The 12,043-nt window shown below is 63.5% G+C and carries 11 protein-coding genes and 1 pseudogene; 11 read left to right on the forward strand and 1 reads right to left on the reverse strand.

What is annotated here, in order from left to right; genetic code table 11:
• The first annotated feature begins 264 nt into the window (after positions 1-264).
• The 10 genes from AU465_RS22795 (at position 265) to panD (ending at position 10,336) form a co-directional block, all read left to right on the forward strand.
• Complete coding sequence (locus AU465_RS22795; RefSeq protein WP_192253376.1) at positions 265-1,224, forward strand: NUDIX hydrolase; 960 nt, start codon at positions 265-267, stop codon at positions 1,222-1,224.
• A gap of 67 nt (positions 1,225-1,291) precedes the next feature.
• Positions 1,292-2,266, forward strand: a complete 975-nt coding sequence (gene nadA / locus AU465_RS22800; protein WP_192253340.1) for a quinolinate synthase NadA — start codon at positions 1,292-1,294, stop codon at positions 2,264-2,266.
• Positions 2,263-3,798 (forward strand): L-aspartate oxidase, encoded by a 1,536-nt coding sequence (locus tag AU465_RS22805; protein WP_192253343.1) that lies wholly within the window; start codon positions 2,263-2,265, stop codon positions 3,796-3,798. The genes nadA and AU465_RS22805 overlap by 4 nt, the downstream gene beginning before the upstream one ends.
• Complete coding sequence (nadC, locus tag AU465_RS22810) at positions 3,798-4,652, forward strand: carboxylating nicotinate-nucleotide diphosphorylase (protein WP_192253380.1); 855 nt, start codon at positions 3,798-3,800, stop codon at positions 4,650-4,652. Before AU465_RS22805 ends, nadC begins: the two co-directional genes overlap by 1 nt.
• Before the next feature lie 157 nt (positions 4,653-4,809).
• Positions 4,810-5,751 carry a biotin synthase BioB gene (gene bioB, locus AU465_RS22815; protein WP_192253383.1) on the forward strand — a complete coding sequence of 314 codons (942 nt, stop codon included), beginning with the start codon at positions 4,810-4,812 and terminating at the stop codon, positions 5,749-5,751.
• Entirely contained in the window at positions 5,748-6,887 is a 1,140-nt protein-coding gene (locus tag AU465_RS22820) for an 8-amino-7-oxononanoate synthase (protein WP_192253346.1), read from the forward strand. Before bioB ends, AU465_RS22820 begins: the two co-directional genes overlap by 4 nt.
• Positions 6,884-7,519, forward strand: coding sequence for a dethiobiotin synthase (gene bioD, locus AU465_RS22825; RefSeq protein WP_192253349.1), 636 nt, complete (start codon positions 6,884-6,886; stop codon positions 7,517-7,519). Before AU465_RS22820 ends, bioD begins: the two co-directional genes overlap by 4 nt.
• Positions 7,519-8,784, forward strand: coding sequence for an adenosylmethionine--8-amino-7-oxononanoate transaminase (locus AU465_RS22830; RefSeq protein ID WP_192253352.1), 1,266 nt, complete (start codon positions 7,519-7,521; stop codon positions 8,782-8,784). The genes bioD and AU465_RS22830 overlap by 1 nt, the downstream gene beginning before the upstream one ends.
• Positions 8,781-9,824: a 3-oxopimeloyl-[acyl-carrier-protein] synthase BioZ gene (gene bioZ / locus AU465_RS22835; RefSeq protein WP_192253355.1), complete on the forward strand. Its 1,044-nt coding sequence runs from the start codon at positions 8,781-8,783 to the stop codon at positions 9,822-9,824. Before AU465_RS22830 ends, bioZ begins: the two co-directional genes overlap by 4 nt.
• A 56-nt stretch (positions 9,825-9,880) precedes the next feature.
• Entirely contained in the window at positions 9,881-10,336 is a 456-nt protein-coding gene (panD, locus tag AU465_RS22840) for an aspartate 1-decarboxylase (protein WP_192253358.1), read from the forward strand.
• A 167-nt stretch (positions 10,337-10,503) separates the two neighbouring features.
• Here panD and AU465_RS22845 read toward each other — a convergent pair whose 3' ends face one another.
• The gene (locus AU465_RS22845; RefSeq protein ID WP_312891301.1) at positions 10,504-11,706 is read right to left on the reverse strand and encodes a putative bifunctional diguanylate cyclase/phosphodiesterase; all 1,203 of its coding nucleotides are present in this window, start codon (positions 11,704-11,706) and stop codon (positions 10,504-10,506) included.
• Positions 11,707-11,711: 5 nt separating this feature from the next.
• Here AU465_RS22845 and AU465_RS22850 point away from each other — a divergent pair.
• Positions 11,712-12,043: pseudogene (locus tag AU465_RS22850) on the forward strand (IS66 family transposase); the annotation flags it as partial.

Raw genomic sequence — 12,043 nt, forward strand, 5'->3', positions numbered from 1 at the left:
TGGGCTGCGCGCCTATTTTTTGTCCACGCCAGTGTGGCTAATGAAGAAGTCAGTCATGTCCATTTCCTGGCTGGGTCCCGGCAAATTCGAGCCATTGCATGCGTCGGATGGTTAGGTCCGCGAACAGAAAAAGTCCATGCGAAAGGGGTGGATCGAGGTCCCACACATCGTTCATTGATGAACGTTGACGGGCGACGTGCGGCAGTTCACCTTTCGTCGGCTTGCCCATTTGAGCGCCTTCACATCGGAATCGCATCACGCCCCATGCAAGACAAGACAATCCAGCCGACAAGTCAGGCTCAAAGGAACAATCAGAGCCATGCCGTCAGCGCGGACCTGATCGCCGTTGTCATTGCGGTGACCGATGGTGAGCCACGCGTCCTCACCATCGGAGAGGCTCAAGCGTTGCCGTCCGGTCCTTTTGAGCTCGGCCATCGTTCCCTGCAGTCGGGGCTGAGGGCGTGGGTGGAGCGGCAGACCGGTCATCCGCTGGGCTACATCGAACAGCTCTACACCTTTGCCGACCGCGACCGAACTGGTGACGAGCGCGTGATCTCGATCAGCTATCTCGGCCTGACGCGAGAAGAGCAGGCCGATAGGTCCGCAGCGCATAGCTGGCGAGGCTGGTACGACTATTTTCCGTGGGAAGATCACCGCGCGGGCGTGCCGTCTATCTTGCGTGACATCCTTGTGCCCCGACTTTCCGCTTGGGCGGACGAAGCCGAGGATCTTGGCGTGCGCCGCGATCGCCGGCAGCGCGTGGCATACGCCTTCGACCTGGATGATCGTGACTGGAACGAGGAACTCGTGCTGCAGCGATACGAGTTGCTCTATGAGGCCACGCTGGTGGCGGAGGCCACGCGCGGCAGGGACGGCGGCAGTCCGTCTGTGCCCGGTCGGCCAATGATTGCCGACCACCGCCGCATTCTGGCGACCGGTATCGCCAGGCTGCGGACCAAGATCAAATACCGCCCCGTGGTGTTCGAACTGATGCCGCCGGCATTCACACTGCTGCAGTTGCAGCGCACGGTTGAAGCGCTCGCCGGCAGGCTCGTGCACAAGCAGAACTTCCGGCGTCTCATCGAACAGCAGGATCTGGTCGAGGAAACGGGCGAGACGGTGTCGGAAACACGAGGGCCTCCGGCCAAACGCTTCCGCTTCCGCCAGACGGTTCTGGCGGAACGAACTGTCGCAGGGACGAAATTGCCACTTTCACGCGCTTGACATTTAATATGCTCAAGTTAAGCATATGTCCTGATTATACTCAACAAGAGCATAATGAGGGCAAGGCATGCTCAACGCCTCCACGCGCACAGCCGCGCTCTACGACCGCGTGCGGCGGGTCATTCCACCGATCGAGTGGCCAGCCTTCACCGATGATATCGAGGCCGTTCTCGATCTGAAGCAGCAGCGAAATGCCGTCATCCTGGCGCATAACTATCAGACGCCGGAGATCTTCCACTGCGTCGCCGACATCGTCGGCGACAGCCTGGCGCTGGCCCGCAAGGCGATGTCGACCGAAGCGGACGTCATCGTGCTGGCCGGCGTGCATTTCATGGCCGAGACAGCGAAGCTGCTCAATCCGCAAAAAACGGTGCTCATTCCGGACACGGCAGCCGGCTGCTCGCTCGCCGATTCTATTACCGCCGAAGATGTCCGTCTCATGCGGCAGCGCTACCCAGGCGTACCAATTGTCACCTACGTCAACACTTCCGCCGCCGTGAAGGCTGAGTCCGACATCTGCTGTACCTCCGGCAATGCCAAGGCCGTGGTGGAGTCGCTGGGGGTTCCCCGGGTGATCATGCTGCCGGATGAGTACCTGGCCCAGAACATCGCCACCCAGACCGACGTGGAGATCATCGCCTGGAAAGGGCATTGCGAGGTGCATGAGCGCTTCACGCCTGCCGACATCCGCCAGTTGCGCGAGGACCATCCGGGTGTGACGGTGCTGGCGCATCCGGAATGCCCGCCGGAAGTGGTCGCCGAAGCTGACTTCTCCGGTTCGACTGCCGCCATGTCGGATTATGTCGGAAGGCAAAAACCGCCCCGCGTCGTGCTGATGACCGAGTGCTCGATGAGCGACAACGTCTCGGTCGAGCATCCCGAGGTCGAGTTCATTCGGCCCTGCAATCTGTGCCCGCATATGAAGCGGATAACGCTCGCCAACATCCGTGCGGCGCTGGAGCAGAACCGCCATGTCGTGACCGTCCCACCCGCAATCGCCGGGCGCGCTCGGCTGGCCGTCGAGCGGATGCTGGCAGTATGAGCATGGACGTCCGCGACCTCGGCGGCCGGCCGGTCATCATCGGCGCCGGCATAGCCGGGCTGATGACGGCGCTGCAGCTGGCGCCCGAGCCGGTGCTTCTGCTTTCGAGATCGCCGCTTGGCGCGGACGCGTCCAGCATGTGGGCGCAGGGGGGGCTTGCCGCCAGCCTTGGTGATGATGACGATCCGGCGCTCCACCTTTCCGACACGCTCGCCGCAGGTGATGGTCTTTGCGATGCGCAAGCGGCAAGGCGCATCGTGTACGCCGCGCCCGCCGCGATCGAATATCTGGCACGCTTTGGGGTTCGTTTTGATCGGACGCCGGCGGGCGCTCTTCGTCTCGGGCTGGAAGCCGCGCACACGCGCCGGCGCATCGTTCATGCCCGGGGTGACGGCAGCGGCCGGGAGGTCATGCGCGCCCTTATCGCCGCCGTTGGCTCCACGCCGACAATAGCGGTCATCGAGGGCTTCGAGGCGCGTCGCCTGGCCATGGAGGACGGTAGAATCGCCGGTGTTCTGGCGAGCGGCCCCACAGGTCCGGCGTTCCTCGCGACGGCACGGGTCGTTCTCGCCACCGGCGGGATCGGCGGCCTGTTCCATGACTCGACCAACCCGTTGGGCAGCTGCGGACAGGGCCTGGCGCTCGCAGCGCATGCGGGAGCCGTCCTTGCCGACCTGGAGTTCATCCAGTTCCACCCGACCGCGCTTGACGGGCCGGGCCGTCCGATGCCGCTCATCAGCGAGGCGGTTCGCGGCGAAGGTGCGGTGATCGTCGACGAGACGGGCCGACGTTTCCTCGACGGCGTGCGAGGGGCGGAACTCGCGCCGCGCGACATCGTCGCGCGCGCTGTCTGGAAGCATCTCGCGGACGGCCATCGCGTCTTCCTCAACGTCCGCGAAAGGCCCGGCCCGGAATTCGCGCGGCAATTCCCGACAATCGCGTCAGCCTGCAAGAAGGCCGGCATCGATCCGGTGCGTGATCTCATGCCGATCCGGCCGGCGCAGCACTATCATATGGGTGGCGTCGCCGTGGACGGCTCCGGTCGCACCTCCGTCACGGGTCTCTGGGCCTGCGGCGAAGTCGCCTCGACCGGGCTGCACGGCGCCAACCGGCTTGCCAGCAATTCCTTGACCGAGGCCGTCGTCTGCGCGCGTTGGGTCGCCGAGAGCATCGCGGGAACCCCTGCCCACCGAACAAAGCCGGCGATTGCAAGCGACCGCCCTTCGCCCGACCCGACAACCGTGCGCCCTCTTCTATCGCGCGCGCTCGGCGTCTTGCGGGACGGTGAGGCATTGAAAGCAGCCGCACGCGCCTTGTTGCCACCGGCCGAGCGCAAGGACGCGGCATCCGACCCGGCGGCCGTTGGGCTGATGATCGCGATTGCCGCCTTGCGGCGTCGCGAAAGCCGCGGCGCCCACTACCGGACGGACTTTCCTCATCACGCGGCCGTTGCCCGGCGCTCCGAAATCACCCTCGAAGCCGCCCTGGCGGCAGCGCGGGAACTCGCACCAGTGCTGGAAGGCGTCACATGATTGACCTCTCGCCACTTCCAACAATCATGCTCGAGCCCCTGGTGCAGGCAGCGCTCCTCGAGGACCTTGGCAGGGCCGGCGACCTGACCTCGGACGCCGTCGTACCGAAGGACTATCATGCGACAACCGTGCTGACTGCGCGCCAGGCCGGAACTATCGCCGGGCTCGATCTGGCGATGCTCGCTTTCAAGCTGATCGACCAAAATGTCGAGATGACAGTGGAACGAGCGGATGGCAGCGACGTTGCGCAGGGTGAGACCATCGCATCGGTCAGCGGTCCGGCACGGGCCATTCTCACCGCGGAACGAACAGCACTCAATTTTCTCTGCCATCTGAGCGGCATCGCCACGGCGACGGCATCGGTCGTCAATGCGATCCGCGAGCACAAAGCAAAGATCGTGTGCACGCGCAAGACGACACCCGGCTTGCGGGCGGTCGAAAAATACGCCGTGCGCGCCGGTGGCGGCTCCAATCACCGTTTTGGTCTCGACAACGCCATCCTGATCAAGGATAACCACATTGCCATCGCCGGCAGCATTCGCGCGGCGATCGAGCGGGCGCGAGTGAGCGTCGGCCATCTCGTCAAGATCGAAGTCGAGGTCGATACGCTGGCCCAGTTGGAAGATGTCCTGCTCTTCGCCCCCGACGCCGTTCTGCTCGACAATATGTCGATCGACGAGTTGCACCAGGCTGTAGCATTGGTTGCGGGCCGGTCGGTCACAGAGGCTTCTGGCAGAATCACTGCCGCGATTGCGCCAGCCGTTGCCGCAACCGGTATCGATCTGATTTCCATCGGCTGGTTGACTCACAGCGCGCCGATCCTCGATATCGGCCTCGACTACCGTGAGCCTTGATCGTCGAGGCTGACCATCTACCCTACCCAGCTTCTCTCGACCATGGTCCGCCATTCAAAGGCACCCGTGTCGCCACAACGCAAGGAACAGGATGGAAATGCGCGCAGCAATTTCGGAAAAGACCATTCCTGAAGCTCAATCCTTCGACCACCACCGGATGTGGACATTGGAAGAAGCCCAGGCTCTCCACGACGCGCCTTTCAACGACCTTTTGTTTCATGCCCAAATCGTCCACCGCCAGAATTTCGACCCCAACAAGGTCCAGCTCAGCCGGCTTCTCAGCATCAAGACAGGCGGATGTCCGGAGGATTGCGGCTATTGCAGCCAGTCGGCGCATCACGACACGGGCCTGAAGGCGTCGAAGCTGATGGAGGTCCGGCGCGTCATCGCCGAAGCGACCAAGGCGCGTGACGCCGGCGCCACCCGCTATTGCATGGGCGCTGCCTGGCGAAACCCCAAGGCGCGCGACATGGATGCGGCGGTGGCGATGGTCGAAGGCGTCAAGGCGCTCGGTATGGAAACCTGCATGACGCTCGGCATGCTCGACCTCGGCCAGGCGCAGCGGCTGAAAGAGGCTGGCCTCGACTACTACAACCACAACATCGACACTTCCGAGCGCTACTACAGCGAGATCATCTCGACCCGCACCTTTGCCAACCGGCTGGACACACTGGCCAATGTCCGCGACAGCGGTATCAAGGTCTGCTGCGGCGGCATTGTCGGCATGGGCGAAGAAACGGCCGACCGGATCGACATGCTGGTGACGCTGGCCAATCTGCCGGAGCATCCGGAAAGCGTTCCAATCAACATGCTGATCCCGATCGCCGGCACTCCGCTTGCCGACGCCAGACCGATCGAGCCGATCGAATTCGTGCGCGTGATCGCGCTGGCACGCATCATGATGCCGAAATCGCATGTCCGACTTTCCGCCGGCCGCACTGCCATGACTGACGAGATGCAGGCGCTATGTTTCTTTGCCGGCGCCAATTCGATCTTCGTCGGAGACACGCTGCTGACGGCGGACAATCCCGGCGAGGACAAGGATAGCCTGCTGCTCAGGCGTCTCGGGATCGAGCCGATGGAACTCGAGGCGCAGTGAGCGGGGCACCCCTCGCCCGCTATGACGCGACCTTGCAGGGGCTGGCGCGCAAGGACCGGCTGCGGACGCTTTCGCCGCGCGCCGGCCTCGACTTCTCGTCGAACGACTATCTCGGGCTTGCCTCCTCCAAAAGACTTGGCGAAGCGGTTGCGGCGGCCATCGCGCGGGGCACGCCGGTAGGCGCCACCGGATCGCGGCTGCTGCGCGGCAATGCGCCGGAGCATGAGGAACTGGAGGCAGACGCAGCGACGTTCTTCGGAGCCGACCGCGCACTGTTCTTCGGCAGCGGTTACCTCGCCAACTTCGCTCTGCTGACCGCGCTGCCGCAAAAGGGCGACCTTTTGGTCCTCGACGAACTGGCCCACGCCAGCATGCATGAGGGCGCGCAGGCCGGGCGTGCCCAGTTCGTGCTGGCCGCGCACAACGACGCCAACGCGGTCGAGGATGCGATCACGCGCTGGCGCGCCGAAGGCGGCGTAGGACGCGTCTGGATAGCGGTCGAAAGCCTTTACAGCATGGATGGCGACTGCGCGCCGCTGGAGAGCTTCGTCGCGCTTGCCGATCGGCACGAGGCATTCCTCGTCGTCGATGAGGCGCATGCCACCGGCGTCTGGGGACCGGACGGCCGCGGCTTTGCCGCTGCTTTCGAGGGCCGCGACAACATCGTTGCGCTGCATACCTGCGGCAAGGCGCTTGGCGCCTCCGGAGCGCTTGTCACCGCTCCACGAACGCTGTGCGACTATCTCGTCAACCGGTGCCGGCCATTCATCTACGCCACCGCGCCATCGCCGCTGATGGCAGTCGCGGTGCGCGAAGCGCTCGCCATGCTGTCGGATGAGCCTGTGCGCCGTATTCAGTTGCAGGAACGCGTTGCCTCGGCGGGCCGCCAACTGGCCGACCGCTGCGGCGTGAAACCCAGCGGGTCGCAGATCCAGCCCTTTGTCATTGGGGACAACAGGCGCACGATGGCGGTGGCGGCGGCACTGCAGGCACGCGGCTTCGACATCCGCGGCATTCGTCCGCCGACTGTGCCCGAGGGCACGTCGCGGCTGCGCATTTCGCTGACGCTCAGCGTCGACGAAGCCGACATTTCGGCCATGGTCGAGGCGCTCGTCGAGGTGTTGGCCTCGGCATGACCAAGCGCATCGTCATCACCGGAACGGATACCGGCATTGGCAAGACGGTGTTTTCGGCAGGACTCGCCGGCCTGCTCGACGGTTTCTACTGGAAGCCGGTGCAATCGGGCCTCGACGGCGAAACCGACAGCGAGGTTGTGGAACGGCTCGCCGGCCTGCCGCCGGGGCGCGTGCTGCCCGAAGTGTATCGCCTGAAGGAGCCGCTGTCGCCGCATCGTTCAGCCGAACTCGACGGCGTCGCGATAGACGTCGCAGAGCTCTCGCTTCCGGCCTTGCCGGGTCCGCTCGTCATCGAAGGCGCCGGCGGACTGATGGTGCCGCTCAACCGGCAGACAAAGTTCATCGACATATTCGCGCAATGGCGGCTGCCGGTCATTCTATGCGCCCGCACAGCGCTCGGCACGATCAACCACACTCTGCTGTCGATCGAGGCCCTGCGAGCCCGCTCAATTCCGCTCATCGGCATCGCCTTCATTGGCGAAGAGGTGGCCGATACGCAAAGGACAATCGTGGAATTCAGCGGCGTGCCACAACTCGGCAGGCTGCCGCTGCTCGATCCGCTGACGAACGAAACGCTGAGGGAAGCGATGGTTGCCGGCTTTGATCTTGCCTCGATTGCCGGAGGCGAATGATGTCGCAGTCTCAGGTCTGGCATCCGTTCACCCAGCATGCGCTCGAAAAGGCGATCCCTGAAATCGTCCTGACTGAAGGCGCCTATCTCCACAAGGCCGACGGCGCGCGCATCCTGGACGCCATTTCCTCCTGGTGGGTCGTCACGCATGGACACCGCCATCCCCGCATCATGAAGGCTATCGAGACGACCGCGTCGAGCCTCGACCAGATCATCTTCGCCAGCTTCACCCACGAGCCGGCCGAACGCCTGGCCAAGGCGCTTGTCGGCCTCGCTCCCTCCGGACTCGACCGGGTGTTCTATTCCGACAGCGGCTCGACCTCCGTCGAAGTCGCGCTGAAGATGGCCCTCGGCTATTTCCGCAACATCGGCGCGCCGCGCTCGCGCCTCGTCGTCATGGAGCACAGCTATCATGGCGACACCATCGGCACGATGAGCGTCGGCGCCCGCGGTGTGTTCAACGCCGCCTACGAGCCGTTGCTGTTCGAGGTCGACACCATTCCCTTCCCGGCTGCCGGGCGCGAGCAGGAGACGCTCGATCGGTTCGAGGCGGTGTCCCGCGACCGGCACGCCGCCGCGCTGATCGTCGAGCCGCTGGTGCTCGGCGCCGGCGGCATGCTGATGTATCCGGCCTGGGTTCTGGCCGAATTGAGGAAGATCACTGAGGCCTCCGGCACGCTGCTGATCGCTGACGAGGTGATGACCGGCTGGGGCCGCACCGGAACCATGTTCGCGTGCGAGCAGGCCTCGATTTCACCGGATATCCTGTGCACCTCAAAGGGCCTGACCGGCGGCGTTATCCCGCTGGCGGCGACGCTCGCCACCGATGCCATCTTCCAGGCCCATTATTCCGAGGACCGGAAGAAGACCTTCTTCCACTCGAGTTCCTACACCGCCAATCCGATTGCCTGCGCGGCAGCACTCGCCAATGTCGAGATCTGGCGTGACGAGCCGGTGGCCGAGAGGATCGCGGCCCTGAGCGTGATGCAGGCCGCCAGGCTGCAACGCTTTCGGGACAATCCATATTTTACCGACTGCCGCGCCACGGGAACGATCGCAGCGCTCGACCTCCGAGCCGGTTCCGCAGGCTATCTGGCCGAGATCGGCCCGAAGCTGCGGACTTTCTTCCTCGACCAGGGGCTGCTTGTGCGCCCGCTCGGCAATGTCCTCTATCTTCTCCCGCCATATTGCATCACAGGCGACGAGCTCGAACGCCTCTATGACGCCATCGAGGAGGCCGGCGAACGCTTCGGCGCGAAACCATGAGCGCATCGTCGCGCATTCTCGGGTTTGGTCATCATGCGCCGTCGCGCAAAGTGGAGAACCCGGAAATCGAAGATCGTCTCGGGCTCGAGCCCGGCTGGATCGAGCGGCGCACCGGGATACGGTCACGCTTCTGGGCAACGGACGAAGAGACGCTGTCTGGTCTTGCCACGCAGGCCGGCGACATGGCGCTGGCGAACGCCGGCATCGACCGCGGCGATATCGGGCTGCTGTTGCTCGCCACTTCGACGCCCGACCATCTTCTGCCGCCAAGCGCGCCGCTGGTCGCACATCGGCTCGGGCTCGGGCGGGCGGGCGCGGTCGATCTGACCGGCGCCTGCGCGGGCTTCATCTATGCGTTGATGTTCGCGGACGGATTCACCCGCCTGCACGGCAAAGCGAGCCTTGTTATTGCCGCCAATATCCTCAGCCGTCGCATCAATCCGGCCGAGCGCGCCAGCGCCGTGCTGTTTGCTGATGCCGCCGGCGCGTTGGTAATTGGTCCGTGCGAGGACCCGCATCGGGGCATTCTCGGTGATGCCGCCGGCGCGTTGGTAATTGGTCCGTGCGAGGACCCGCATCGGGGCATTCTCGGCGCATCGGTGGATTCCGACGGCTCGCGCTACGGGCTGATCCAGATACCCGCTGGAGGAAGCAACACGCCGTTTCATAGCGACCTCGACCTGGCGCAAACGCGCATGACGATCACCGACGGCCGCGAAGTGTTCGCAAAGGCCGTGGACATGATGACTGTATGTTCAAAGGACGCGCTCGCCGCAGCCCAGATGCCGCCGCAGGACATCGGCCGGTTCGTGCCGCATCAGGCCAATGCCCGCATTTTCGACGCGGTCGGGAGAAACCTCGGAATAGCGGATCGAGCAATCGTCAAGACGATCGCCGACTACGGCAACTCTTCCGCCGCGACGATACCACTCTCCCTGTCGCTGGCCAATCAGACGGAGCCATTTCGGCCGGGCGAGAAAATTCTTCTGGCGGCAGCGGGTGCGGGTCTCAGCGGCGGCGCTCTAGTGGTCGGAATTTAGCGGGGCGACCGGTCGCGCTGGGACTTGTCATGAATGATTGATAGGACAACAGCCCAATGCGAAAGATAGTCGCCGGCAAGCTGCACGGCATTCACGTCACCGAAGCGAACCTCAATTACCATGGTTCGATAACGCTGGACCCTGACCACTGCGAAGCGGCCGGGATCCTGCCGATGGAATTTGTGGAGATATGGAACAAGAATTCCGGTGCGCGGATTTCGACCTATGTCATTCTCGGCGAACGCGGCTCACGATGCTGCTGCATCGTTAACGGGGCGGCGGCTCGCACCTGCCAGCCAGACGACCAGATCATTGTCTGCAACTCGATCTATCTGGACGAAGCGCAAATCACCTCGCTGAAGCCGCGGATCGTCACCTTCGACCAGGACAACCGCATACGCGACCGCCTGAGCTACTCAGTCAATCTCGACGCATATGGCCGATACAGTTTCTCCATCCTTGACGAGGCGAATGCGGCTTTGGCCATTCCAGCCCTGGTTGGCGGCGAATAACCCATTGCCGACACCTGCGCGAACTCCCGCTGGCCTGTTTTCGGCCAACATGCACCACGGCCTTTCCCATCAGAACGGGCCTGCCAACGACGTCCTTTCCGGCACTATTTTGAAGTCGTGACGCGAGCGGGTGGCCGTCAGGTGCGACCTGAGAACATAGTTTCTATTTATCGCAAAGGTCCGCTACTGCCGGGCGCGCCCAGCATTTTCTCGATCTCCGGCGCGGAGATCGGTTTGCTGAAATGATAGCCTTGCATCTCATCGCAATTGTTCTTGCGCAGGAAGGTCACCTGGTCGTCCGTTTCGACGCCCTCTGCAATGACCCTCATGTTTAGCTTTTGTCCCAATGAAATCACGGCGCCGGCGACAGCCTGATCGTTCTCATCGTCGACGACGTCATTGATGAAAGACTTGTCGATCTTTAGCCGCGCCACCGGAAAGGTCTTGAGCGCGCTGAGGCTCGAATAGCCCGTTCCGAAATCATCGATCGAGATCTGAACGCCCTGGTCTTGCAGTTCGTTCATCGTGGCGACTGCGAGGTCCACATCCTGCCTGATAAGGCTTTCGGTAACCTCCAGCTCAAGATAGCGGGCCTCCAGGCCGCTGTCCTTCAGCGCGTTGACGACGCGACCGACCAGATTCCTTTCCCGGAATTGCCGCGCGGATACGTTCACGCAGACAGCTATCTGCGGCAGGCCGGCGTCTTGCCAGGCCTTGTTCTGTCGGCACGCTTCATGCAGGACCCAGTCGCCGATCGGCACGATCAGGCCCGTCTCCTCGGCCGTCGGAATGAAGACGGCCGGTGACACGGTGCCTCGCGTCGGATGCCGCCACCGCAGCAACGCCTCGACCGCAAAGACGTGCCCGGTGCGAAGGTCGATTTGCGGCTGATAGAGCAAGGTGAATTCCGAGCGGGCCAATGCGTTTCGCAACTCCTCCTTGAGCACGAATTTTTCATGTGCCTTGGTGTTGAAGTCCGGTTCGAAGAATTGGAAATTGTCGCGGCCGAACTCCTTCGCGCTATACATAGCCGCATCGGCATTGGCCAAGAGTGCGTCCGGGTTCGCCCCATCCTTTGGGTAGTTTGCGATACCGATGCTGGCCGTCGCCCGCAGCCGATGCTTTCCTAGCTCGATCGGCTCAGCGAGCACGGCCTGGATCTTTCGCACGGTCTCGGAGGCGCTATCGACATCCGTCGGTTGGTCGGACAGAACGATGACGAATTCGTCACCGCCGAGCCGCACGACGGTATCGGTTGGCCTGACGCATCGGACCATGCGGCCAGCGACGGTCTTCAGGAGCTCGTCTCCGGCATTGTGGCCGAGCGTGTCGTTGACCAGCTTGAAGTTGTCCAGATCGATGAACAACACGGTCAGCAGGCTCGTCCGTCATCGCCACGCAGACGGTCGCGCAGATGGCTCCGCTCTGGGCGATTGAGGAAACCGTCCGCGGCAAGGATGCCGCAGCCAGGATGGAAGCCCGCCAGGACAAATCGGCATCGGTTGTCGCCGCGCTCTTTGCCCGGTGGGAAAAGGAACTGCCCAGGCTATCGGGCAAGTCGAAGCTTGCCGAGGCGATCCGCTACGCGCTGGGCCGCCGCGCTGCGCTCGAACGCTTCCTTGCCGACGGCCGCATCGAGCTGGACTCCAACACGGTCGTAACCGCCCGGTTGTTACCGCGGAGATTTCGCTTTGATGCGAGCGATGA

The sequence above is a fragment of the Mesorhizobium silamurunense genome, assembly GCF_014843905.1.
Classification (GTDB): domain Bacteria; phylum Pseudomonadota; class Alphaproteobacteria; order Rhizobiales; family Rhizobiaceae; genus Mesorhizobium; species Mesorhizobium silamurunense.

What these genes read in the sequence shown, in the direction of transcription:
- AU465_RS22830 (WP_192253352.1), top strand. Translation starts at nt 7,519, where the DNA reads ATGTCGCAGTCTCAGGTCTGGCATCCGTTCACCCAGCATGCGCTCGAA.
- bioD (WP_192253349.1), top strand. Translation starts at nt 6,884, where the DNA reads ATGACCAAGCGCATCGTCATCACCGGAACGGATACCGGCATTGGCAAG.
- nadA (WP_192253340.1), top strand. Translation starts at nt 1,292, where the DNA reads ATGCTCAACGCCTCCACGCGCACAGCCGCGCTCTACGACCGCGTGCGG.
- AU465_RS22805 (WP_192253343.1), top strand. Translation starts at nt 2,263, where the DNA reads ATGAGCATGGACGTCCGCGACCTCGGCGGCCGGCCGGTCATCATCGGC.
- bioZ (WP_192253355.1), top strand. Translation starts at nt 8,781, where the DNA reads ATGAGCGCATCGTCGCGCATTCTCGGGTTTGGTCATCATGCGCCGTCG.
- panD (WP_192253358.1), top strand. Translation starts at nt 9,881, where the DNA reads ATGCGAAAGATAGTCGCCGGCAAGCTGCACGGCATTCACGTCACCGAA.
- AU465_RS22795 (WP_192253376.1), top strand. Translation starts at nt 265, where the DNA reads ATGCAAGACAAGACAATCCAGCCGACAAGTCAGGCTCAAAGGAACAAT.
- bioB (WP_192253383.1), top strand. Translation starts at nt 4,810, where the DNA reads ATGTGGACATTGGAAGAAGCCCAGGCTCTCCACGACGCGCCTTTCAAC.